Here is a 23,183-nt window from a genome sequence, read left to right on the forward strand (position 1 = left end):
AGGCGGTCGCCCAAACCAATAACCCTTGGTCTTGATCGGCAACCGTCGTTTGGCTCCTGCGGCTTCAGTTCAACGCGAGAGGAACCCAAACCCGGCTGAGGCGTATCCCTAAGCATGCGGCGCCAACGGCCATGCCGTGCCACGCCTGCGTCAGCCTAAAGAGTTCACCGCCTTCATCGGCGAAATTGCGTGGGAAAATTTCATGAACAGTATCATCTATCTCGTTGGCCTCGTGGTCGTTGTCCTTGCCGTCCTTTCCCTCATCGGCCTGCGCTAGGAAGGAGGAGACATGGAACGTTCCGACATGATCAGCGGCACGCCGCAGCGGCCGCTCTCTGGCAGCTATATCGACATTCCTGCCGTGCTGGGCGGTGCCATTGTCGCCGCCGCGATTGGTGGCCTTTTCACCACCTTCGGTGCGGCATTGGGGCTTTCGACCATCTCAGCGGAGCCGGGCGAAGGATCATTCAACCTTCTGCTTATCGTCACGGCGCTCTGGTTGGTGATCTCGCTTGTCATCAGCTACATGGCGGGCGGCTATATAGCGGGGCGGATGCGCCGGCGGCTGGATGATGCCAATCCTGATGAGGTGGCGGCCCGCGACGGGATCAACGGTCTTGTCGTTTGGGGCTTGGGCATGCTCTTGACGGCATGGATGGCCGCAAGCGCGCTAAGCGGCGCGGCTTCGACCGCGGGCAAAGCGGTCTCGGCGGCAGGGTCGGCCGTGGGCGCTGTGGCGCAAGGTGCGGGCTCTGTGGTCGGCGGCGCCGTCCAAGGTGTGGCGCAAGCCGTGGGCGCTGCCGTGCCAGACGATGCCAGCGAAGGGCTGATGGATTACGTCAACAGCACCATGATGCGCCCCGAGGCTGATGCGATGCGCCAAGGCGTTCAGCAGGCCGATGGCACCACCTCGCCGGGCACGCCCTCGATGGATGATGCCGAGCTGGCCCGTCAAAGCGGCATCGTCTTGGGCAATGTGATGCGCACCGGCGAGATTTCGGAGGAAGATCGCGCCTTCCTCGTCTCGGCTGTTGCCCGTCGCACCGGCCAAAGCGAGGCAGAGGTTGAAGCGCGGGTTGAGCAGGCCATCACCACGGTGCAAGAGGCACGCGCCCAAGCCGAAGCCGCCGTTGCCGAAGCGAAAGCCGAAGCCGAGCGTCTGGCGAAAGAGGCCGAAGAGGCCGCCATCGCCGCCGCCGAGACCGCCCGCAAAAGCGCGATCCTGACAGCCTTCCTGCTGGCGGCTGCCGCTCTGGTCTCCGGTGCCGCAGCCGTCTCGTCGGCCGTGCGCGGCGGGCGCCACCGCGACGAGGGCCGGGTCTGGGGCGGTTTGAGCTATCGGCTCTAACCTCGCAGGTCCAAGGACTGCAGAAGACCCGCGAAATGCGCCTTGAATGGCGCGCCCCCTTTGGTCTCTCACGCTTTTGCGGCAGTCCTTGCCCGAAAACAGTTCAGCCCCGGCAGATGCTGGGGCTGAATGTTTATTTCTAACAATCGCTTATCAACGTAGCTTCTCTTAAGCTGGCGATTGCGCCGGAAAGAGCTTGGCCAAGAAGGCATAGAACCACTTGGCCTGCTCAGCATCGGCCTGCATCATCAAAGCGTCCTGCTCGGCGCGTGATTGAACGCCCGGCTCGGCGTAGCGATGCTGGCGCGTCTCCTGCCACCGCCGGAAGCCCTCAATGGTGCATTCGGGGTGGAACTGGAAGCCATAGACCTTCTCGCCAATACGGAAGGCCTGATTGGGATAAAGCGCGCTTGAGGCGAGATGCACCGCACCTTCGGGGATCTCGAACGTATGGTAGTGCAGCTCGGCCACATGGATGGTTTCAGGCAAGAAGTCCTTGCCCTCTTCCGTCGCGGTGATCGGGTAATAGCCAAATTCATGCATACCGCTTTCCGGCGGGCCGACTTTTGCGCCTTTCAGCCGGGCAATCTGCTGCGCGCCTTGGCAAATGCCCAAGAGCGGGATGTCGGCGTCCAGACATTGCTGGATCCAGTTCGCCTCATCCAGCAAGAAGGGATGGTCGGCCTCGTCAAAGACGCAGAACGGGCCGCCATAGATCACCGAGCCCACGATATCATCCGACATCGGCGGGATTTTATCCCCGGCAAAGGGGCGCAAGATGATCGGCTCAAAACCGTTCATCGTGGCATAGGTGACGACGCGATCATCAGCCGGATCAAAGCCGTGGCGCAGAAGGATAAGCTTTTTGGTCATCGGATGGTCTTCCAAGTTCCTAAGACGAAGTGTGAGAAAATGCGCCAGCCCCTAAGGGCTTAAGACGCTTTTTGATCCAGAATGATCGGTTGCATGGCCAAGAGGGTTTCGGCCGAGAGATGACAGGCGATCTGGTGGCCATTGGCAAAGGTCTTGGCCTGCGGCTGATCTTTGTCGCAGACCCCTTTGATCGCATAGGGGCAACGGGTCGAGAACGGGCAGCCCGGCGGCGGCTCACTTGGCGAGGGCACATCGGCCGAGACCACCACCTTGCGCTTGACGATCGACGGGTCCGAGATCGGCACCGAGGAGAGCAAAGCTTCGGTATAGGGGTGATAGGGCGGCTGGAAGACATCTTCCGTTGGCCCCTGCTCGACGATCTGGCCCAGATACATCACCACCACCCGGTCCGAGAGGTAGCGCACCACCGACAGATCATGGCTGATGAAGAAGAAGGTGGTGCCCTTCTCTTCTTGGATGTCCAAAAGAAGCTCGCTGACCGCAGCCTGCACCGACACGTCCAAAGCCGAGACCGGTTCATCGGCGATCACCACCGTTGGCTCTCCGGCGATGGCGCGGGCGATGCCGATGCGTTGCTTTTGCCCGCCCGACAGCTGACGCGGCCGCCGGAAGACGAAATCGCGCGGCAGTTTAACGGTATCGAGGAGTTCCAGCACCTTGCGCTGCACCTCGGCCTCATCCTTGATGCCGCCCAGTTTGCGCAGCACCCGGCCGATTTGGAAACCGATGGTCTGGCTGGGGTTTAGGGTGTCAAAGGGGTTCTGGAACACCATTTGCAGATTGCGCACCGTCTCGCGGTCGCGCTTGGTGACCGGCGTTTTGCCGATATCCTTGCCGCCCAACTCGACCGCGCCGCTGCTGGCGCTTTCCAGCCCCAAGATCACCTTGGCCAAGGTCGATTTGCCACAGCCGCTTTCGCCAACCACAGCCACGGTCTCGCCGCGCCGGGCTTCGACCGAGATGTTGTTATTGGCTTTGACCTTGCCATAGGTCTTGGTCAGGTTCTTGATGTCCAACAGAACCTCACCCGGTTCTGCCTTTTGGCGCAGCTTGCCCTCTTCGGCCGGGCGCTCCCAGTCGATCTCGGCGACCCGTTGGCAGCGGCTGGCATGGGTTGCCGTGATCGGCACCATCTGCACATGCGCCTGATCGCAAGTCCCGGCAACAAAGTTAGAGCAACGCGGGCCGAAGAAGCAGCCCTGTGGCCGCGCCGAAGGCAGCGGCAACTGGCCAGCAATCGTGGTCAGCGGGCGTTCATAGCGGCTGACATCAATGCGCGGGATCGAGTTGATTAGCCCCTTGGTATAGGGGTGGCGCACCTCGCGCAGCACTTCGGCGACAGGACCAGTCTCGATCGCCTCGCCCGAATACATCACGGTGATGCTTTCGCAGGTCTCAAGGATCAGCCCCAGATTGTGCGAGATATAGACCATCGCGGTGTTGAACTCGGCCGCAAGCTCTTGGACCAGTTCAACAATCCCAGCCTCAACCGTCACATCCAGCGCGGTCGTCGGCTCATCCAAAAGCAGAACCTTTGGATTGGCCAAAAGGGCCATCGCGATCACAACGCGCTGCTGCTGACCGCCCGAAAGCTCATGCGGGAAGGCTTTGACCACCCGTGCCACATCGGGCAGCCGGACCTTGGCCAAGATCTTCTCGACCACCGCCATGGCTGCCTTACGGCCCAGCCCCTCGCGGAGCATCGGCACTTCGGCCAGTTGCTCGCCGATCCGCATGGTCGGGTTCAACGAGGCCATCGGCTCTTGGTAGATCATGGCGATATCACCGCCACGCACCTGCGCCAGCTCATCCTCGGTCATCGAGACGATGCTGCGGCCATTGAGCAAGATGTCACCAGATTTGATGAAACCATTGCGCCCAAGATAGCGCATGATCCCCAAAGCCACGGTGGATTTGCCGCAACCGGACTCGCCCACCAAGCCATGCGCCTCACCAGCCATCAGGCGCATATTGAAGTTGATGACGGCTGGCACCTCACCCGCACGGGTGCGGTAGGAGATGCACAGATCGCGGCATTCTAGGACCGGGACTTGGCCTTTACCAGCCGTCCCAGCCGAGATAACTTCGCCTGAATTCATAGTATTTGTCATATACTTAGTCCCGCAAGCTCAGTTCGCGCAGGCCATCTGCGATCAGATTGAAGCCCAAGATCAGCGTGGTGATCGACAACGACGGGATGATCAGCATATAGGCGAATTTCCACACCATGGCCGAGCTGGTCGCCTCGCGGATCATCAGGCCCCAATCGGGATCCGGCGGCTGCAAGCCAAGGCCAAGGAAGGTGAGCGTGGTGATGGCCACGGTGGTATATCCCAACCGCAGGCAGGCATCGACGATGAGCGGGCCGCGAATGTTCGGCACGATCTCCATCACCATGATCCAAAGCGCGGATTCCCCACGCACTTGCGCGGCATGCACATAGTCACGCGACCGCTCTTGCAGGGCGAGGCCGCGCACGATGCGCATGATCGAAGGCGCCGAAGAGCAGGTGATCGCCAAGATCACGTTGAACGGGCTTTGACCAAGGTAGTTCAGCATCAAGATCAGCAACACCATCACCGGGAAGCTGAGCAGCACGTTGGTGAGGTAAGAGAAGACCTCATCCCACCAGCCGCGCAGATAGCCCGCCATCAAGCCCAGCGAGATGCCGACGAAATAGGCCGAGGCGGTGCTGGTGATCCCCCAGACGAGAATCCGTTGGCTGCCCCAAAGCGCGCGCGACAGAATATCCCTGCCCCGCATATCGGTGCCCAGCCAGAAGGTCAGACCGTCTTTGCTGCTGCCCGGCGACAGGAAAGGTGCAATCGGTTTGTTGGGGTCAATCAGCGGCAGTGCGGGCACCAGCACCGAGACCATGATCCAAAAGCTGACCAGCGAGAGGCCGACGATCGCAATCCGCGAGCCGCGCCACATCTGGAACATCAAGACATAGACCGCCACCACCGCCGCCGCCGCGGGCAGCGTGATGTAACTTTGATAGGCCCCAAAGGCATCGGGGAAGATGACATAAACGCAAAGCGACAGCCAAATGAAGCCCATCAGGCCCAGAACAAGCTGAAGACGCGACAGACCAGCTCCGCGGGTCTTTTGCAAAGAAATGGAGTGGCTCATTTGACCTCCCTCAGGCGGGGGTTAAGCAGCGCATAAGCGATGTCGGACAAAAGTTGCGACACGACTGCGACCATCGAGGCGGTCAAAGCAGCGGCCTGAAGGACCTCGATGTCGCCATACATGGCGGCGTTGTAGAGCATCTGGCCAAAGCCATTGTATTGGAAGAAAACTTCGACAACGACGATATGCGAGAGCAGCCAGTTCAGCTGCAAGAAGACCAAGGTCACCGGGACGATCAAAGCGTTGCGCACAGCATGGCGCAGGATCACTTTGGCCGAGGACAACCCCTTTAGCGTCGCGGTGCGGATGTAGTTGGACGACATCACCTCGATCATCGAAGCGCGCGTCATCCGCGCCACATAGCCGACGTCATAAATCAGCAAGGTCAAGATCGGCAGCACCAGCTCTTTCATCGAAAAACCAGCGACCATAGCCGATTTCGACGGCAGCCAGCCCAAGCCAAGGCTTAGGAACACGGTCAAAAGCACGGCGGTGGCGATCTGCGGGATCGAGGTCGAGACGACCGAGCCGATCGAGATGATCCGGTCCAGCAGCCCGCCCTCTTTGATGCCCGCCACGATCCCCAAGGTGAAGGCGATCGGTACCATCGCAAGGAAGAAGAAGAAGGCCAAAATCCCGGTCGAGGTCAGCCGGTCCGCCAAAAGGCTCGACACCGGCATGTTATATTCCAACGAATGGCCAAGGTTGCCTTGGAAGACCTGCCCGACCCACGAGACATAACGCTCAAGGAACGGCGCATCGAGGCCACGCTTGGCGATCCAGTCGGTATAATCGGCCTCGGACAGAGCTGCGACACCGAAGCCGCCCAGTTCGGCTACGGCGATCTGTTTGCGGAACTGATCCGAGTCAAAGATGGCAAAGAGTAACAGCGACACGGTCGCCATAAGCAACGCCATCTGCAAGAGGCGCCTAAAGATCAGTTTTCTCACCGCATAAACCTTCGTGCGCCGCGCGCTTTTCGTTGAATGCATTCTGGCCGGACCACGAGGTGGCCCGGCCAGAAGCGATCAGCTTGGCAAGTTAGCTCAGCCAAACCTTGGTCAGGTGCAGCTGGCGCGCCGGATGGGCGTGGTAGCCATGCACATTCTTGCCAAAGGTGCGGTAAACCGGCTGCCACAGGACTTGCAGCATCACGCCAGCCTCTTGCAGGATGCGTTGCACCGCCTCCATCTTCACGCGGCGGGCTTCGACATCTACGGTGGCTTCAGCATCGGCCAAAGCAGCGTCGAACTCGGCGCTGGCAAAGTGCGACTCGTTCCACGGAACGCCCGAACGGTAAGCCAGACCCAGCGTCATCGTCGCCAGCGAGCGGTGTGCCCAGTTGGTCGCGCCGAACAGCGTCTCGGTCCAGATTTCCCAGTAGCGCGAGGTCGGGATGACGTTGACCGCCAAATCGATCCCGGCATCTTTCACCTGATCCCGGATCGCTTCGCAAACTGCTTGCTCCCACGGACCGCCGGCATTGCCGCAATCGATGGTCAGCTGGATGCCATCGGGGTGGCCCGCTTCAGCCAGCAGCTTCTTAGCGCCTTCCACGTCGCGCACCAAAGGCGGCAGCGGGAAGTATTCGGGGTGGACCGGCGAGACGTGGTGGTTCTCGGCCGGCAAACCGCCCTCGGGATAAACCAGCTGTTGGATCAGCGTGTTGTCGACCGATTTGATGATCGCCTGACGGATCCGGATATCATCAAAGGGCGCGCGATCGATTTGCATACGGCAGGTCAGGGTCGCAGCCGAGGCAACCGAGTCGATCACCACATTGTCCAGCGATTGCGCGAATGCCATCTGATCGCTCGGCAGATCCGAGACCGCATCGATGGTGCCCGAGGCCAAGGCGCTCAGCTCGTTTTCGCTCTCGAAATGGTAAAGATGGATCTCGTCGAGATAGATCTCACCACCCCAATATTGGAAGGGCTGGCCATTGGTCATCTCGGTCACGCGCTTCAAGATCGCGCGTTTGCCGACCTCATGCTCGACCATCGTGAAGGGGCCAGTGCCGATCGGCTGAGCCGAGAACGGAGCCACGAAATTGCGATGCACGATCAGGGTCGGATATTCCGCAAAGTCTTGCGGCACCGACAGAACCGGGCGCGACAGGTGCAGACGGACCGTGTGGCTGTCAACGATCTCAACGCCTTCAGTATTCGGAACCCGAACGGCTTTGCCTTTGGCATCGGTCTCGCCCGTCTCAACCGTCAAGGCGCTGAAGGTCGACAGGCCGATGTTGGACGAGCCGGTCTTGGAATCTGCCCATTTGAGGATGTTGAAGACCACATCCTCGGCGGTGAATTCGTCACCGTTGTGCCACATCACGCCTTTGCGCAGATAGAGCGTCCAAGTCTTCAGATCGTCCGAGGCTTCCCAGGATTCCAGCAGCATCGGGCGCACGATATTGTCTGAGCCGACCAGCGTCAGATGCTCGATGACCGGACGGCTGGCATTGGCCATATCGTTCCACGAATAGGTGGCCGGATCATCCAGCTTGGCGACACGCAGGCCAACGCGGAAGGTGCCGCCTTTGACCGCTGCCGGGTCACTGGGCGGGAACGGCAGGTTGCTGGTCTGCGCTTGCGCTTCGCCCGGCAGCCCCATCATCACGCTCGCAGCCGACAAGGTCACACCGACCGTCGTGGCCAGCCGCAAGAACTGGCGGCGGCTCATCGTACCCGCATCAACCTGTCCCTTAAGCGACTGCACAAGGCCGCTCTTCTCCCAGTTCATCATCTAAGCTCTCCCATCACGGATGTATTGCTTGGTTATTTTTATGCATAGGTCCGATCAGATCTTGCGGTTTCGCAGCGCTTTGCAGACGCGCAGCGATCACCATCAAAGACCTTTAACGGTCACTTGCGATGAGAGGTGATCGGTTGCGCCCACAGCACCTCTCCCATATCTCATAAACTTTCTGTCTACTTAATAACGTCCCACAGGTCAGGCGCCGGCCATAAGACCTTCACCTTGCCCATTCAACACCCCCTACCCCTGACCGTGACTGACCCGGGGCTCCGCTTACCTTTTTTACATTCTGCCCCTTGCCCTCAAGCAATTAATATGGCCTCTATGACCTCGAAAAATTTATCCATGCCGTGATTTTACCCACCGCCCCCAACGAACGAGCGATTTCGCAAAACATGGGCGCTGTTGCCCAATTGAAAGGGTCCCTGACCCAAGTGCAGGCTTGCCAGCTGTGTGATGATTTTTTGGGCATCATGCAGGCAAGTCGGCGCACAGCTCTGGCCCTAAGTTGAACGCCGATGAAGAAGCCCACAAAACAGCCGCTTCCATTGAACTACATCCGCTCTTTCGAAAGCGCTGCCCGCAATCTGAGCTTCACGCTGGCGGCCGAAGAGCTGGGCTACACGCAGGCCGCAATCTCTAATCACATCCGCGCCTTAGAGCATTATGTCGGCTGGCAGCTCTTCATTCGCTATCCAAGAAGCGTGCGTCTGACTGAGATGGGCGAGGCGTTTTTGCCCACCTTGCGGCAATCTTTAGGGGAAATAGATCGCGCGACTGAGGCTATTTTGGCCGGGACGCACCGGCGCAAGGTCGTGGTCAGCTGCCCGATCAGCCTTGCCGAAAACTGGCTTGCGGCGCTTTTGGTGCGCTTTGGCGATCTGCACAAAGATATCGATGTCGTGCTGCACGGCACGATGTGGGACGCCCCCTTTGAAAATCAGGCGGATATTTCGATCACGGTGAACCGTTTCGATGCCGCCCCCAAAGGCTCATCGCGGTTGTGGGCTGACGAGCTGATCTTGCTGTGCTCACCGGTTTTGGCCGCCAGATTGCCTCCATCGCCTACCGCCCAAGATCTTGCTGGCATCGGCTGGATCACGGTGATGGGCCGGCAGGATAACGAACATGCCGTTGCGCAGGCGATTGGCATGGATGAGGTGGGCAAGGTCGCAAGGTTGACGACGAACGCCACAAACATCGCGCTCGAATGGGCCGTTGAGGGTGCGGGCCTTGTTGTGACACAGCGCTCTACCGCGCGCGTCTATCTGAGCCGCGGTCTGCTGGTCGAACCGATCCCGACGCTATCGGCGCCAAGCTCATGGGGGTATTACCTGACGTCGAACCCCCTCTCCCGCGGCAGCCACATCGCCACGCTGCGCGATTGGCTGGTCATGATGGGAAGCCCCGACGGGACAGAGCAAGCCAGCGCGTAAGCGCAGCAGCCCTGCCCGAAGACGCGGCCCGTCCCTGACACCCGCTGCGTCGCAGCCTCCTGCAACCGTTCCGTCCAACTCTCGCTCAACGCCCGATCCGGGCGCTGAATTGGCACGCATCGAAAAAGGTTTGCTCGATCAGGTCATTTGTTGCAGTTTCGTACAACAAGAGGATTCTCATGCTCATGAGCGCAATACGCCGCCAGATCCTGCACTTGTTGTCCGTGCAGCTCGTTATGAGTGATCGCCGTTTAACCCTGACTGCGCTCTCCGACCGCGCCTGCGCGCGGGTATCGCGTCATCGCGCTGCCCCTGCTGTGCCAATCCGCCTTAAGGCGTGCGCCAAAGCGCCAAAGACGAAGGGGCCCGCCAGCCCAATCGCCGCCGCCATCTTGCAAAACTTGGGGCTCGGACGCGCATGTTAACATACACCGTGAAGCGGATCGGCCTTGCGATCATGGTCCTGCTCATCGTGATGTCGGCGATGTATGCGATGGTCTTTTTGGTGCCGGGCGATCCGGCCTCATTGGCGCTTGGACCAAGGGCAACGCCCGAGTTGAAGGCGGAACTGACGGCGCGCATGGGGTTGGATCAGCCCTTAACCACCCAGATTCTCAACTTTTTCTCCAACGCTTTGCGCGGAGATCTGGGCTATGATGTCTGGTCAAAGCGCCCCGTTTTGGATCAGATCCTAGAGGTTTTGCCAAACACGCTTTTCCTTGGCATTCTGTCGCTTGGCTGGGCCATTGTGCTTGGCATCGTGCTTGGCTGTCTTGCCGTTGTTTGGCGCGGCACGGCGATTGATACGCTCTTGGGCGTCTTATCGGTTTCGATGATTGCGGTGCCGCCTTTCGTCATCGCGCTTTACTCGCTGCTGATCTTTGCAGTCTGGCTCAACTGGTTGCCGGCGATCGGCGCCGGCAAGCCCGGCGATTGGTCCAGCCAACTGGCGGCCGCTTTGTTGCCGGCCTTTGCCATCGGGATCACTTGGGTGGGGTATCTGGCGCGTTTGGTGCGGGCCTCGATGCTTGAGGTCATGGGGGCCAATTACATTCGCACCGCCCGCGCCTTTGGACTTTCAGAGCCGCGGATCGTGCTGCGCTGCGCTTTGCGCGTGGCGATCATCCCGACGATTGCGATCTTAGCGGTGGGCTTTGGCTCCATCCTTTCCTCGGCGGTATTTGTCGAGACAGTGTTCTCGCGCCCCGGCGTGGGGTCGCTGATCACCTCGGCCGTGGCCAAGCGGAACTACCCTTTGGTGATGGGCACGGTGCTGTTCATGACCACCTTTTACCTTTTCGTCGTGACGGCGGCGGATCTTTTGATGGCTTGGCTTGATCCAAGGGTGCGCGATGTCTTCCGCAGCTGACCCCCTGCCCCGCAAAACCCTGCCCCTGCCCGCATCTTTGCGGCGCCTTATGGCTGATCGGATGGGCGCGGCTGGCGCCTTCATCGTGCTGTTCTTGCTGGCTATTGCAATCATCGCCCCTTGGATCGCGCCCTATGATCCTTTGAAAATCAACGTGAAGGCCAAGCTCTTGGCACCCAGTTGGGAGCATTGGGCAGGCACCGATCACTTGGGCCGCGATACGCTCTCACGGCTGATCTTGGGCACGCGCAATGCGCTTTGGATTGCGCTGACCGCGACCGGATTGGCGGGGGTTATCGGCATGATCCTTGGATTGATCGCGGGCTACGGGCCACGCTGGATCGACGGCATCTTGGTCCTTTTGCTGGACTCGCTTTCGTCTCTGCCGATGATCATGTTTGCCTTGGCGGTGATCACGGTGCTTGGTCCGGGCACTCAAACGCTGATGCTGGTCATCGTTCTCGTCTCAATCCCAGGCTATGCGCGGCTGATCCGGGCCCAAGTCCTAACGCTGAAAAACGCCGACTTCATTCAGGCCGAGCGGGTGATGGGCGCAAGCCTGCCGCGCATTCTTTTGGTGCACCTGCTGCCCAATGTCGTGGGGCCCTTGGTCATTGTCCTGTCGATGGATGTACCGGTCGTCATCATGCTTGAGGCGGGGCTGTCTTACCTCAACCTTGGGGTCAAGCCGCCCGAGCCGTCCTGGGGCAACATGCTTTACGACGGATATACCTCGTTGCGCCAGCAGCCCAGCTTGGTGATCGCCGCTGGCATCCCGCTGATCTTGGCCACCCTTGGCTTTACCTTCCTAGGCGAAGGGCTGCGCGATGCTTTGGACCCCAAGTTGCAAAAGAGGCTGCCATGACCGAGCTGCTTGAGGTCACGGATCTGCGCCTCTCTTATGGCAAACTGCATGCTTTGCGCGGCGCGAACCTGCAGGCGCGCGCGGGAGAAGTGATTGGCATTGTTGGAGAATCTGGCTGCGGCAAATCCACCCTTGCTTCCGCTCTGATCGGGCTTCCGGCCGAGGGGGCTGCGCTGAGCGGCAGCATCAAGATCGCGGGGCAAGAGATGGTTGCAGCCTCCGCCGCAAGCCGCAGGGCTTTGCGCGGAGACCGCGTGGCCATGATTTTCCAAGATCCGATGACGGCCTTTAACCCGGTCCTGACATTGGGCGATCAGCTGATCGACTTTCAGCATCGCAGCCACCTTTCGCGCAAGGAAAAGCGCGCAAAAGCCCGAGACATGCTGGCCAGTGTCGGCCTGCCAGATCCGGATCTGGCACTGAAACGCTATATGCATGAACTGTCGGGGGGCATGCGCCAAAGGGCCTCGATCGCTGCGGCACTGCTGGTCTCGCCCGACCTTTTGATCGCCGATGAACCGACAACGGCGCTGGATGTGACGATGGAGGCGCAGATCATCCATCTCTTCCGCCAATTGCGCGCGCATCACCACGGGGCGATCGTGATCGTCACCCATCACCTTGGAGTGGTTGGGGAACTCTGCGACCGGGTCTATGTCATGTATGCGGGCGAAGTGGTCGAAGAGGGCACGGTGGATGAGATCTACCACAGTCCCCGCCATCCCTATACGGCCGCACTCATCGCCTGTGATCCGATGCATCTTGAGGTCACCGATCAGCGCCTGCCCACCATACCGGGCCGTCTGCCCGACCTAACCAACCCGCCGCGCGGCTGCGCCTTTGCCAGCCGCTGCGTTAAGGCCGCCGCCATCTGCGCCGAACCGCCGCCACGAAAGCGCCTGAGCCCGACCCAAGCCGCCCTCTGTCACCGGATCGCAGAATGACAGCGCCCGCTAAGCCCCCGCTTTATGTGGTTGAAAACCTGCGTCTGGACATGGTGCTGCCGGGCGGGCCGCTGGCACTGCTTCAACGCAGCGACCGGCGTGTGCTGAACATCCTAGACGACATCTCACTGCAGGTCGAACGTGGTGAGACACTGGGTCTTGTGGGCGAAAGTGGCTCTGGCAAAACGACCCTTGCGCGCGCCATGTTGGGGCTTTTGCCGATCTCCTCGGGCAAACTTTCCATGAACGGCCAAGAGCTTACGCCCGGCAACATGGCGCAACTGCGCCGCGCGACGGCGATGATGTTTCAAGATCCCATCGCCTCGCTTTCGCCGCGGATGCGCGTCGGCGATCTGGTGACAGAGCCCTTCATCATCCACGGCCCCCGCCCCGCAGACCGCGCCGCTACCGCCCGTGCTTTGCTTGCGCAGGTCGGCTTGCCCCCCGAAATGGCGCAGCGTTATCCGCATGAGCTGTCCGGCGGGCAAGCGCGCCGCGTTTGCACCGCCCGCGCCTTGGCTTTGGAGCCCGCCTTTGTCATCGCTGATGAGCCGACAGCGGGCTTGGATGTCTCGGTCCAAGGGGAAATTCTAAACCTGCTGGCAGATCTGAAAGAGCAGCGCGGCATCAGCTTTTTAATCATCACCCATAACCTTGCGGTGATCCGCCATACCTCGGACCGGATTGGCATTTTGTATCTCGGCCGGCTGGTCGAAAGCGGCCCCACGCGCGAGGTATTCCGCGCCCCTGCCCATCCCTATACCGCCAGTCTGATCGCCTCAGAGCCTGATCCAGACCCGCGTCGCCGTCGTCAAGAGCTTGCGATCAAAGGCGAAATCCCAAGCCTTCTGAGGCGGCCAAGCGGTTGTGAGTTCCACAGCCGCTGCCCCATCGCCGAAGTCATTTGCCATCAAACACGTCCGTCGCTGCGCCAGATCGCCCCCGGCAGGTCTGTGCGTTGTCATCTCGCCGGGTAAGACCAAGATCAACGCAAGGAGGGGAGACCAATAATGAAAGCCGCAACGCCACGCTGGAACACGGATCGGCGCAGCCTGCTGAAAGCCGGCGGCGCCTTTATCGCCGCAATGACCACCGGCTTGCCAAATCTTGCTTGGGCGCAAGATGGCAAGACCCTGCGCCTGCGGGTCAGTGCCGATTTCCAATCGATCGACCCCTATTCAATGGTTGGCGAGATCGATGACATCTTGCAGCGCTGCTGTACCGTGACCTTGGTCCGCTTGCCCGATATGCGCGAAGGGACCGAGGTGATCCCCTATGCCGCGGCCCAATATGAATGGACCAGCCCGACGACTTTGGCTTTCACCTTGCATGAGGGGCTGAAATGGTCCGGCGACCACGGCCCTGTCACCGCCGAGGATGTGAAATTCTCCTTTGAGCGGCTCGCGGGCTCGGACAGCGCATGGGCCTATCAGTTTGAAAAGCTGGACCATGTCGAAGTCACGGACGAACGCTCGGGCGTGCTGCACTTAAGCGAGCCCTTCCGGCCCTTCGAAGTGATCGCCCTGCCCTATTACGGCGGTCATATCGTATGCAAAGCGGCGACCGAGGCCGCCGGCGGCCAGTTCGGCACTGAGTTTCCCGCGCAATGCGGCCCCTATCTCTTTGATACATGGGAGCAAAACGCCAAGATCACCCTTAAGCGCAACCCAGATTGGCCGTTGGAAGCGCCTGCCTTTGACACGGTGGAATTCTACATCGTCAGCGACGATCAAGCCGCGCTTTTGGCTTGGGAGGCGGATGCCTTCGACTTCACCCGCATCGCCGTTGCCGATTTCGCTGGCGTGACCGCCAATCCGCCCGCCAACAGCGCTTTGATCGAAGCGCCGTCGACACGCTATGCTTGGCTCACGATCAACCTCCAAGCGCCGCAACTGCAAGACGAACGCATCCGCCGCGCGATTCAGCTGGCCTATGACGGCGAAGCGGTGCTCGAGGGCGTCTACAACGGCTTGACCAGCCGTGCGACCGGGGTGATCCAGACCGGCGCCAACTATGCGCGCGCGAAGAACATTTATGATCAGCGCGATGTCGAAAAGGCGCAGGCGCTTTTGGCCGAAGCCGGGGCCGAAGGGCTGACGCTGCAGCTTTACTGCCTCACCGACCAGAACTCACTCTCCACCGCCCAGATCATCCAAGCCAGCCTGTCCGAAGCCGGGATCACGATCGAAATCCAACCGGTCGAGGATGCGGCCTATTGGGCGCTTGGCGATAAGACGGCCGGCGATCAGTATAAGTCGATCGAACTTGTGCTGATGAACTTTGCCGGAGGCATTGAGCCGACCGAAAATCTTGTCTGGTTCCGGCCAGATCAGATCGGCGTTTACAATTGGTCGTCCTTCGACAGCCCCGAATATGAAGAGCTTTACCAAAAAGCCCTGACCGAGGCCGACAGCGCCAAGCGCAAAGAGATGTTCAACAAGATGGAGGATCTGATGGAGGCCTCCGGCGGGTTCATCTTCATTTGCTTTGAGCCCTATCTGGCGATCCATGACAGCGGATTGAAGCCAGTGATCTTGGCGGACGGACATCCTGACCCCACGCGCTTTACCGCTGGCTAAACCACAGGTCTCGGGGTAGCCGTTCTATGTGATCGGCTCCCCTCCTTTGCAGTATGACCAGTAAACCCACCTCCCCCCGCTATCGCCGCTACTCCAGCGAAACACGCGCCGCCATGTTGATTGAGGCGGGACTGTCCTGTTTGGCCAAATGGGGCATCGCAGGGTTCAACTTTGATCGGATCTGTGCCGAGGCCAATGTCTCGCGCGGTCTTCTGACGCATCACTTTGGCTCAAAGGATGCTTTTCTCGCGGCCTGCTATTCCGCGATGTATGACCGGTTCACCACGGGCGTGACCTCTGCCTACGGATCCTCGCCCAGCTTGGTTGAACTGGTCGAGATGAACTTCTCGCAAGATGTGTTCAATCCCGACAACCTGCGGATCTGGCTTGCGCTTTGGGGCCAGATCGCGGTGAACCCTGAGCTTCAGGCGGTGCATCGAAAACGCTATCAAGATTTCTTGAAGCTCGTGGCGCAAGCGGTCGAGGAATGCGCCCAATCCCGCGGTGTTCAGGTGAATGCCCAGACGATCGCGGTCCTCTTTGTCGCGCTGATCGATGGTCTGTGGCTTGAGCAAGCGATTGATCCAACAATGCTCTCTCGAGAGGCCGCCCGCCTTGCCTGCTATGATTTCTTGGAAGAGTTCCTAGGTCCATTGGCCAAGATGTAACCCCAAGCCTGTCGGCCAGCTGACCGGCCCGCCCGCGCCAGACATCCGCCACGGCTTCGCCATATTTATGCCCGGATTGACTCGCCCATTTCTGTTTCTTGTTCATCACTAGTTTGCCGGTTAATACTGCGACCGTTTCCATGCGGTTGATGATTACTGGCAAAGGGCTGGATGTTATGCGGGACTACATTTGCGCAGATTCGTCACAGCAAGTCGAAGGTTTCGGCACGCAAAGACTATTTGCGGAAGCGACGCGCCGCTTGGCCGTTTTGCGCAGCCGTTATGACAATCTTGGCAAGATCGCAGACCAGCTGGCAGAGCTGTTGCCCAGTGGCTTTGACGCACAAATAGCTGATTTGAAATCAGAGTTAGAGGGATTTGCCGCGCCGGTCACCTTTGTCGGACAGGTGAAGTCGGGCAAAACGGCGCTGGTGAGCACGCTTGCGGGAAGCCCGCGATTGCTGCCTTCGGATGTGAACCCTTGGACCTCGGCTGTCACCACGCTGCACCTCAACACCGTGCGGCCGCGCAATGTTCGCGCCGAATTTGCCTTTTTCGACCAAAACGAATGGGAAGAGTTGATCCACGACGGCGGACGGCTTGGCACTCTGGCCCGGCGGGCCGGAGCTGATGATGAGCTGTCACAAATCCGCGAGCAAATCGAAGGCATGTACCGCAAGTCGCGCGAGCGGCTGGGACGCAACTTCGAACTGCTTCTGGGCAACCGTCACAAATATGATGAATTCAACCAGCAACTGATCGAACGCTACGTTTGCCTTGGCGACCAATACAGCGAAAGCGATATGGCCGCGCAGCAAGGTCGCTTTGCCGACATCACCCGCTCGGCCGAGATTTACCTTGAGACGGCGGGCTATCCGATTGGCTTGTCGCTGCAAGATACGCCCGGCGTCAACGATCCCTTCTTGATGCGCGAACAGGTCACTCTGCGCAGCATGAGCACGGCCTCTATCTGCGTCCTTGTGCTGTCGGCGGCGCAAGCAATGAACACGGTCGATCTTGCACTGGTCCAGTTGCTGACCGCTTTGGAAGGCAGCCGGGTGATCGTCTTTGTGAACCGCATTGACGAATTGGCCGACCCGGAGCGAGATATCGCTGAGATCCGATCCTCACTCAGCCGCACGCTTCGCGCGCAAGGCATTGACGACATTGGGCATATCCTATTCGGCAGCGCCCACTGGGCCGAGGCGGCTTTGGCTGGAAACCCCGAGCTTTTGTCCGAGGATTCCACCGACGCCTTGAACGCTTTGTCGAATTTCGCCTCAGATTGCGGCGAATCCAGCGCCGATTTCACCTTGCGCAGTTGGCAGCATTGCGGCGTGCCCGAGCTTCTTGAGGCGATCAGCGAGATCGTGGCCGAGACCTCTGGAGCCGAGCTTCTGGACCGAAGTGCCAGAAAGCTAGGCAATCTGATCGCGGCCACCCACACCCGCCAGCTTGCCACGACTGAGGCATCGACCTCGAAGCTGACCGAAGCAGAGGCCCGGACCAAGCTTGCCAATCTGCGCCGCGGCGTTGAGAGCCATCTTGAGGCCCATGTTCAATCTCAGTTGCCACGGTTTGAGGCCAGAGCGCAGCAATGCAGCGCCGATTACGTCAGCCGGACGGTGCAAGATTTGCTCGACCGTGCCAAAGAGCAAGGGCGCGCCGGGGTCGAAGCCTGCGATCCGATCCATCTGCGGATGCGCCTGCGCACCGCTTATGTCAGCTTCATCAATGAGATGCGGACGGTTTTCCAAGAGATCAGCGACGGCACTACGCTGGCGATCACGGATCTCTTTGGCCAAATGCTGGGTGAGGCTGCGGCCGAGATGCAGCTGCAATCTCCAACCGCCCCTGCCGCGCCACCGCCCGTGGCTTTGGGGCGCACCATTATTGTTGATCTGCAAACCACGCGCTGGAAGGCTTGGATGGCAGCACATATCAACAGCCGAGGCTTGGCGCGCGAGTATCAAAGCCTTGTCGAGACAGAGGTCGGCTCCATCGTGGAAGAGCTGATCGTCGCCGTCCGCCAGATGACCGAAGCGATGACGGCAAGTTTGCTGGCCTTCATGGATGAGCAAGAGGCCTATGCCCTCTCCATTGCGCGGGGCGAGGCGATGGGGCCCGCGAGCCCGCCACAAAAGGCGCTTGCCCGCCAGCAGGCATTAGAGGAACTGCGCCAAGAGCTGCGGCATTTCCAAACGCGGATCGCCGTCTAAGCTCGTTGATACCCCAAAGCCTTTGACGCGATCTGGCTGGCGCATCGCAATACGTCCGGCCCCGAGATGGTGCACATGGGCAATCTTGGCATGAGCGCGATGGTACCGCGCTAGTTTCCGTCCGATCGTTTGCCTTGCACGATGCGGTCAAGCACCACGGCGCACATAAGGATGGCCAGTCCTGCAAGGATGCCTTGGCCAACGGCGGCATATTGCAGCGCCGACAGCACGTCTTCGCCCAAGCCCTTGGCCCCGATCAGCGAAGCGATCACCACCATCGACAGACACATCAGCAGCGTTTGGTTCACGCCGGTCATGATCGACGGCATGGCAAGCGGCAGATCAACCTTGAAGAGCAAGAACCGCCCCGAGGCACCAAAGGCGGTGGCGGCCTCGCGCACCGAGGCGGGCACACCGGCAATCCCCAGCGCCGTAAGGCGGATCACCGGCGGCATGCCAAAGATCAGCGTGGCGATGATCCCCGGAGGCTTGCCGATGCCGAAGAATGCGATCACCGGGATCAGATAGACGAAAGCGGGCATTGTCTGCATGAAATCCAACACCGGCCGCAAGATCGCATAGGCGCGCGGACTGCGACCGCACCAAATGCCGATCGGGATGCCCAGAGCCACGCACAGCGCCGCCGCGGTCCCCAAAAGGGCCACCGTCGCCATGCTCTTTTCCCAAAAGCCAAGCACCGCCAGATAGGCCAGTGCCGCAGCCGAGAAAATTGCCACCCTACGCCCGGAAACTTGCCAAGCAATCGCAAGGATCGTCATCATCACGATCGGCCAAGGCGTCACGACAAGGCAGATCTCCAACAGGTTTAGCAAAGCGCTGATCGCTTGCGTCACCCCTAAAAACACTGTGCCAAAGCTCTCGGCCAACGCGGCCACGGCCCAGTCAATGCTGCGCGAGATTTGGTTGCGCAGCTCTAGATCGGCCGGGAAGGCCTGAAGCCAAGCGGGCGGGGTTGCGGCAGCGAAGCGGTAGACCGCCAAGGGCAAGCAGACCATCGGCAGCAGCACTGCAAAGGCCAGGCGCGGCAGCGAAAGGCCATGTGCCAAGGTAGGATTGGCCCGCCAAGCGCGGAACCTTCGCGCGAAAACTGCATTTGCAAATGCCCCACAGCAGGCATGAACGCCAAGGATCAAGGCCATGCCCGCCAGAATGAACTGCGGCGCTTTTGCCCGCTCGATGTCCGCTTCGGCATTCGCCTTAGCGGCCGAGGCCGCAATCGCATCGGCCGAGCGTTTCATGCTTTGACCAAGGCTGTTGCCTTCGGCAATCGCCGCCTCGGCTGCGGCCAGCCGCTCGGTCGCTTGCAGCGTCAGCCGCTCGGCCCGTTGGATCGTCGCGCCGCCAAGGTCTCCAAAAAGGCCGACCCCGACCAAGACACCCCCAAACATCTCGATCAAGAAGGCAATCCAAAATGCCCCCCATAACGCCCTTGCCGCCAACCAGATCGGACCGAGCAGCGCCGCCCAAGCATTGAAGACAACCGCAAAACCCGTCGTCTCGGCGATCCGTTCAAAGACCCGCGCGTAAGGGCCGCCCGGGCGCCCAGTGAACGCGGCCACCAAGGCATCATAGCTGGCATCCTTCGGGGCTGTGCTGGTCATGCCCCCCTCCCCTTCACTGCATGCAGCAGGCGCTTATGATCAATCAGCCCGACAATCTGACCCTCGGCTTGCACCGCCAGCGGCAGCTCAGACGCCGTGCTGAGGTCGATCAGCTCAGACAGCGTCATCTCTGGGCGTGCCACCCGCAGCACAGACAGATCCAGCGGCGTCCCCATCCGCGCCTGGTAGATTTGCGGATCCTCCATGATCCCTTGCGCCTGCACGACGTTCAGCCGCGAAATATTTGCGATAAACTCAGCCACATAATCATCTGCTGGCTGCATGACGATTTCCACCGGCGTGCCGATCTGGATGACCTCTCCATCCTTCATGATGGCGATGCGGGTGCCAATGCGGATCGCTTCTTCAAGGTCATGCGTCACGAAGACCGTTGTTTTGCCCATATCCCGCGCCAAGGACAAAAAGAGATCCTGCAGCTGCCGGCGGATCAACGGATCCAGCGCCGAGAAGGGCTCATCCATCAACAAGATTGGCGGATCAGCGGCCAAAGCTCGGGCAAGGCCCACGCGCTGCTGCATCCCGCCCGAAAGACTTGAGGGCAACCTATCGCCCCAGCCGGTCAGATCGACCCGCGCCAAAGCGGCCTCGGCAAGCTCGTAACGCGTCTTCAGTGAGCGCCCTTGGATCTCAAGCGGGAGCGAGACGTTTTCGCGCACAGTGCGATGCGGCAAAAGGCCGAAGTTCTGAAACACCATGCCGATGCGCGTGGCTCGGATTTCACGCAGTTCAGCATCACTTCGGGCCAGAATATCCTGCCCCTCAACGATGACCTGACCGGCACTCGGCTCCAAAAGCCGGTTAATATGGCGCAGCAATGTGGATTTGCCAGAGCCCGAAAGCCCCATCACACAGAAGATCTCCCCTCGGTGGATCGAGAGGTTGGCGTTTGACACGCCAACCACCGCCCCGAATTGGCGCAAGATCTCGGACTTCGGCAGACCCTGCGTGGCGGCTTGAAGCGCCTCCTCCGCACGGTCTCCAAAGACCTTCCAAACACCTTTGAACGCGATAACCGGCTCGTCGCTCGTATCCATTCTGCTAATTTCTCAAGGCGTTAGATGGAAGGCACGTTACCACAGGCAAAACCTTAGCTTATTCGGCCATCCAGCTGGCAATCAGCTCAGGGTTCGCTTTGACCCAAGCTGCGGTGACCGCTGCCGGCTCTTCGCCATTCACCACAGCCAAAGACCAGGCGTTCACATCCTCGGCGGTGAGCTGGATGTTTTGCAGCAGCTTCACCAGCTCTGGCTGACGCTCAGACAGCGACGACGACCAGCTGATATGCACCGTCGTATCTGCATAGGCCGAAGCGACGCGAGATTTTGCCATCCAATCGGGATCTTCCGCCGGCTGCACCATCACGAAATTCGCCGGGTCATGCGCCGGCTCTTCCAGCATAACGATGTCATACATGGCGAAATTCTGGTGCGGGCCATAGCAATAGCCGACCCAAGGCTTATTGGCCTTTGCCGCCCGGTCCAAACCAGCGGTTGCCACGGCTTCGTCGGTGGATTGCAGTTCAAAGAAATCGGCAAAGCCGTAGTCGCGGGCGCGTACGGTTTCGGTATTGGTCGATTGCCAGCCTTGCGGGCCGATCCAAATCTCGCCCTTACCGTCCCCATTGCTGTCAAAAAGGGCCGCGTTATCGGGGTTGGCCAAATCGAAGACCGATGTGATGCCATGCTCTTCCGCCACGACTTTGGTGACGCAATATCCGTTAAGCGCCTCAAAAGACTTCTCAGACATTGAGACGGTCTTTTCTTCATCGACGTATTTGGTGGTCATCCCCGATTGGTTCGGCAACCAAGTCTCGGTCCAGATATCAATCTCACCATTGCCGCGCGCCATTGCTTCAAAGATGACCGGCACTGCGGTGGTGGTGATCATCTCCACCTCAAGGCCCAGAGCCTCTTCGATCACCGCTTTAACGGCAAAAGCCGTGGTGCGGCCTGAGATGTAATTGGGGTCCGGGATCACAACATCAGCGGCTTGCGCGGCCATTGGCGTTGTAACGGCCAGCGAAAGAAAGGCCAAAGTCTTCAAGTTGCAGCTCATCCCGGATCTCCCCTATCAGCGATGCTGCAGGCATTGATTGAAAATCCGTTACATATTGCAACACTGGAGATGCCAGAATTAGTAAATCTAATCCTGAGTAGAGAGGCGCACGGCCCGCGCAATCAGGGGGCAGCAATCGCCGCCCCCGTTGTCCGTTCGTTAAATCAAAGCTTCCGCGCTCAGCCGGTCATAAAAGACCTGATGGTGATCAAGATAGGCGCGCATCTTCGGATGCGCTTCGGCCAGCTTGTCAAAATTCTCGCGGGTCTTGCGGATCTCATCCTCACTGATCGGTCGGATCCCGTTGGATGAGCTGACATCGCCATGCCAACCGCCAACCTGATCCCAGTCTTTAGGCTTTTCGCTTTGCCATTCAAAGGCAGCTTCCGAGAAGGGCAAGCCAACCTTCTCCCAATAGCTTGCCATTGCCGCACGCGTATCGGCCCGCACCGCCTCGGCACGGATGACCACCGGGTTGCCGCCAGCGGCTTTTAGCGCCGAGTAATGGTTCCACTGCGCTTCAAGGCCCACCTCGTCCAACGTCACCTCAGGATCCAATTTAAAGTAAGAGGTGATCGAAGCCACCGGGTCGCGGATCAAGAAGCTATTGACCAAGCGCCCGGCAAAGGCCGCATCCTCAAGGATATGCGGCATGACATAATAGGACATGTCTTTGAAAAAGACCGGGCCTTTTTCAGACCGCTCCAGCAGGTGATCTCGGATGGCCTGATAAGCGACGGGATGATCGGGGCGCACGTCAAAATGCGGCATGACCCTGATGCCACGATGGACATAGTAGTCATACATGAAGGGTTCATGCGCACAGTCCAGATCGCCACGCTCACGCATAACGCGCTCCATCGCGGTCGACATCGAACGAGGATGCGACCAGAGGGCATAGATCTTGTTCATCTCGGTTTCCTCCTCAGACCTTGATCAGGCCCATGTTTTCCAGTCTCAGAATGACCTGATGGGCGCAGGCGTCCACGTCGGCACCTTCGGTTTTGACCATGATTTCAGGGTTCTCTGGCGTCTCATAAGGATCTGAAATACCGGTGAACTCTTTGATCTTGCCTTCGCGGGCGAGCTTATAAAGGCCCTTGCGGTCGCGGCGCTCGCATTCCTCGATTGAGGTGGCAACGTGGACCTCGACGAAGGCGCCGAAGGATTCGATCATCTCACGCACGGCGCGGCGGGTCGCGGTATAGGGCGCGATCGGCGCGCAGATCGCGATGCCGCCGTTCTTGGTGATCTCGGAGGCGACATAGCCGATC

At 59.8% G+C, this 23,183-nt stretch carries 19 protein-coding genes; 9 read left to right on the plus strand and 10 right to left on the minus strand.

Annotation, left to right across the window (positions count from 1 at the left end):
- Window positions 1-289 precede the first annotated feature (289 nt).
- On the plus strand, window positions 290-1,348 hold the full coding sequence (locus Q9295_RS14625) for a hypothetical protein (RefSeq protein ID WP_306681314.1): 1,059 nt from the start codon (window positions 290-292) through the stop codon (window positions 1,346-1,348).
- Window positions 1,349-1,516: 168 nt separating this feature from the next.
- Here the strand turns inward: Q9295_RS14625 and Q9295_RS14630 are convergent, their stop codons facing one another.
- The 5 genes from Q9295_RS14630 to Q9295_RS14650 form a co-directional block, all read right to left on the minus strand.
- Entirely contained in the window at window positions 1,517-2,221 is a 705-nt protein-coding gene (locus Q9295_RS14630; RefSeq protein ID WP_306681315.1) for a glutamine amidotransferase-related protein, read from the minus strand.
- A 59-nt stretch (window positions 2,222-2,280) separates the two neighbouring features.
- The gene (locus Q9295_RS14635) at window positions 2,281-4,341 is read right to left on the minus strand and encodes a dipeptide ABC transporter ATP-binding protein (protein ID WP_306681338.1); all 2,061 of its coding nucleotides are present in this window, start codon (window positions 4,339-4,341) and stop codon (window positions 2,281-2,283) included.
- A 16-nt stretch (window positions 4,342-4,357) separates the two neighbouring features.
- Entirely contained in the window at window positions 4,358-5,374 is a 1,017-nt protein-coding gene (locus Q9295_RS14640) for an ABC transporter permease (RefSeq protein WP_306681316.1), read from the minus strand.
- Complete coding sequence (locus Q9295_RS14645) at window positions 5,371-6,291, minus strand: ABC transporter permease (RefSeq protein WP_306681317.1); 921 nt, start codon at window positions 6,289-6,291, stop codon at window positions 5,371-5,373. Before Q9295_RS14645 ends, Q9295_RS14640 begins: the two co-directional genes overlap by 4 nt.
- Window positions 6,292-6,415: 124 nt before the next feature.
- Window positions 6,416-8,119, minus strand: a complete 1,704-nt coding sequence (locus Q9295_RS14650; protein ID WP_306681318.1) for an ABC transporter substrate-binding protein — start codon at window positions 8,117-8,119, stop codon at window positions 6,416-6,418.
- Between the two features lie 530 nt (window positions 8,120-8,649).
- On the opposite strand from Q9295_RS14650, the gene Q9295_RS14655 reads away from it, so the two are divergent.
- From Q9295_RS14655 to Q9295_RS14690, 8 genes are all read left to right on the plus strand, one after another.
- Window positions 8,650-9,567, plus strand: coding sequence for a LysR family transcriptional regulator (locus tag Q9295_RS14655; RefSeq protein ID WP_306681320.1), 918 nt, complete (start codon window positions 8,650-8,652; stop codon window positions 9,565-9,567).
- A 418-nt stretch (window positions 9,568-9,985) separates the two neighbouring features.
- Complete coding sequence (locus Q9295_RS14660) at window positions 9,986-10,936, plus strand: ABC transporter permease (protein WP_306681321.1); 951 nt, start codon at window positions 9,986-9,988, stop codon at window positions 10,934-10,936.
- Window positions 10,920-11,801, plus strand: coding sequence for an ABC transporter permease (locus Q9295_RS14665; RefSeq protein WP_306681322.1), 882 nt, complete (start codon window positions 10,920-10,922; stop codon window positions 11,799-11,801). The genes Q9295_RS14660 and Q9295_RS14665 overlap by 17 nt, the downstream gene beginning before the upstream one ends.
- Window positions 11,798-12,745 carry an ABC transporter ATP-binding protein gene (locus Q9295_RS14670; RefSeq protein WP_306681323.1) on the plus strand — a complete coding sequence of 316 codons (948 nt, stop codon included), beginning with the start codon at window positions 11,798-11,800 and terminating at the stop codon, window positions 12,743-12,745. The genes Q9295_RS14665 and Q9295_RS14670 overlap by 4 nt, the downstream gene beginning before the upstream one ends.
- Complete coding sequence (locus Q9295_RS14675) at window positions 12,742-13,722, plus strand: oligopeptide/dipeptide ABC transporter ATP-binding protein (RefSeq protein ID WP_306681324.1); 981 nt, start codon at window positions 12,742-12,744, stop codon at window positions 13,720-13,722. Before Q9295_RS14670 ends, Q9295_RS14675 begins: the two co-directional genes overlap by 4 nt.
- Window positions 13,723-13,755: 33 nt before the next feature.
- Window positions 13,756-15,324: an ABC transporter substrate-binding protein gene (locus Q9295_RS14680; protein WP_306681325.1), complete on the plus strand. Its 1,569-nt coding sequence runs from the start codon at window positions 13,756-13,758 to the stop codon at window positions 15,322-15,324.
- Window positions 15,325-15,377: 53 nt separating this feature from the next.
- On the plus strand, window positions 15,378-15,992 hold the full coding sequence (locus tag Q9295_RS14685) for a TetR family transcriptional regulator C-terminal domain-containing protein (protein WP_306681326.1): 615 nt from the start codon (window positions 15,378-15,380) through the stop codon (window positions 15,990-15,992).
- A 176-nt stretch (window positions 15,993-16,168) separates the two neighbouring features.
- Window positions 16,169-18,211, plus strand: a complete 2,043-nt coding sequence (locus Q9295_RS14690) for a dynamin family protein (protein WP_306681327.1) — start codon at window positions 16,169-16,171, stop codon at window positions 18,209-18,211.
- 110 nt (window positions 18,212-18,321) lie between these two features.
- Here the strand turns inward: Q9295_RS14690 and Q9295_RS14695 are convergent, their stop codons facing one another.
- The 5 genes from Q9295_RS14695 to Q9295_RS14715 form a co-directional block, all read right to left on the minus strand.
- On the minus strand, window positions 18,322-19,833 hold the full coding sequence (locus Q9295_RS14695) for an ABC transporter permease (RefSeq protein ID WP_306681328.1): 1,512 nt from the start codon (window positions 19,831-19,833) through the stop codon (window positions 18,322-18,324).
- Window positions 19,830-20,888 (minus strand): quaternary amine ABC transporter ATP-binding protein, encoded by a 1,059-nt coding sequence (locus tag Q9295_RS14700; RefSeq protein ID WP_306681329.1) that lies wholly within the window; start codon window positions 20,886-20,888, stop codon window positions 19,830-19,832. The genes Q9295_RS14695 and Q9295_RS14700 overlap by 4 nt, the downstream gene beginning before the upstream one ends.
- A gap of 58 nt (window positions 20,889-20,946) precedes the next feature.
- Window positions 20,947-21,909 (minus strand): ABC transporter substrate-binding protein, encoded by a 963-nt coding sequence (locus Q9295_RS14705; protein ID WP_306681330.1) that lies wholly within the window; start codon window positions 21,907-21,909, stop codon window positions 20,947-20,949.
- A 159-nt stretch (window positions 21,910-22,068) separates the two neighbouring features.
- The gene (locus tag Q9295_RS14710; protein ID WP_306681331.1) at window positions 22,069-22,821 is read right to left on the minus strand and encodes a sulfotransferase-like domain-containing protein; all 753 of its coding nucleotides are present in this window, start codon (window positions 22,819-22,821) and stop codon (window positions 22,069-22,071) included.
- Between the two features lie 13 nt (window positions 22,822-22,834).
- A partial coding sequence (locus Q9295_RS14715) for an adenylyl-sulfate kinase (protein ID WP_306681332.1) occupies window positions 22,835-23,183 on the minus strand: 349 nt, incomplete at its 5' end.

This window comes from Pseudogemmobacter lacusdianii (genome assembly GCF_030848395.1).
Taxonomy (GTDB): domain Bacteria; phylum Pseudomonadota; class Alphaproteobacteria; order Rhodobacterales; family Rhodobacteraceae; genus Pseudogemmobacter; species Pseudogemmobacter lacusdianii.

Bases quoted from the DNA above. Each gene is read 5' to 3' on its own strand.
- Q9295_RS14625 (WP_306681314.1), top strand. From the start codon at position 290: ATGGAACGTTCCGACATGATCAGCGGCACGCCGCAGCGGCCGCTCTCT.
- Q9295_RS14630 (WP_306681315.1), bottom strand. From the start codon at position 2,221: ATGACCAAAAAGCTTATCCTTCTGCGCCACGGCTTTGATCCGGCTGAT.
- Q9295_RS14635 (WP_306681338.1), bottom strand. From the start codon at position 4,341: ATGAATTCAGGCGAAGTTATCTCGGCTGGGACGGCTGGTAAAGGCCAA.
- Q9295_RS14640 (WP_306681316.1), bottom strand. From the start codon at position 5,374: ATGAGCCACTCCATTTCTTTGCAAAAGACCCGCGGAGCTGGTCTGTCG.
- Q9295_RS14645 (WP_306681317.1), bottom strand. From the start codon at position 6,291: ATGGCGTTGCTTATGGCGACCGTGTCGCTGTTACTCTTTGCCATCTTT.
- Q9295_RS14650 (WP_306681318.1), bottom strand. From the start codon at position 8,119: ATGATGAACTGGGAGAAGAGCGGCCTTGTGCAGTCGCTTAAGGGACAG.
- Q9295_RS14655 (WP_306681320.1), top strand. From the start codon at position 8,650: ATGAAGAAGCCCACAAAACAGCCGCTTCCATTGAACTACATCCGCTCT.
- Q9295_RS14660 (WP_306681321.1), top strand. From the start codon at position 9,986: ATGTTAACATACACCGTGAAGCGGATCGGCCTTGCGATCATGGTCCTG.
- Q9295_RS14665 (WP_306681322.1), top strand. From the start codon at position 10,920: ATGTCTTCCGCAGCTGACCCCCTGCCCCGCAAAACCCTGCCCCTGCCC.
- Q9295_RS14670 (WP_306681323.1), top strand. From the start codon at position 11,798: ATGACCGAGCTGCTTGAGGTCACGGATCTGCGCCTCTCTTATGGCAAA.
- Q9295_RS14675 (WP_306681324.1), top strand. From the start codon at position 12,742: ATGACAGCGCCCGCTAAGCCCCCGCTTTATGTGGTTGAAAACCTGCGT.
- Q9295_RS14680 (WP_306681325.1), top strand. From the start codon at position 13,756: ATGAAAGCCGCAACGCCACGCTGGAACACGGATCGGCGCAGCCTGCTG.
- Q9295_RS14685 (WP_306681326.1), top strand. From the start codon at position 15,378: ATGACCAGTAAACCCACCTCCCCCCGCTATCGCCGCTACTCCAGCGAA.
- Q9295_RS14690 (WP_306681327.1), top strand. From the start codon at position 16,169: ATGCGGGACTACATTTGCGCAGATTCGTCACAGCAAGTCGAAGGTTTC.
- Q9295_RS14695 (WP_306681328.1), bottom strand. From the start codon at position 19,833: ATGACCAGCACAGCCCCGAAGGATGCCAGCTATGATGCCTTGGTGGCC.
- Q9295_RS14700 (WP_306681329.1), bottom strand. From the start codon at position 20,888: ATGGATACGAGCGACGAGCCGGTTATCGCGTTCAAAGGTGTTTGGAAG.
- Q9295_RS14705 (WP_306681330.1), bottom strand. From the start codon at position 21,909: ATGAGCTGCAACTTGAAGACTTTGGCCTTTCTTTCGCTGGCCGTTACA.
- Q9295_RS14710 (WP_306681331.1), bottom strand. From the start codon at position 22,821: ATGAACAAGATCTATGCCCTCTGGTCGCATCCTCGTTCGATGTCGACC.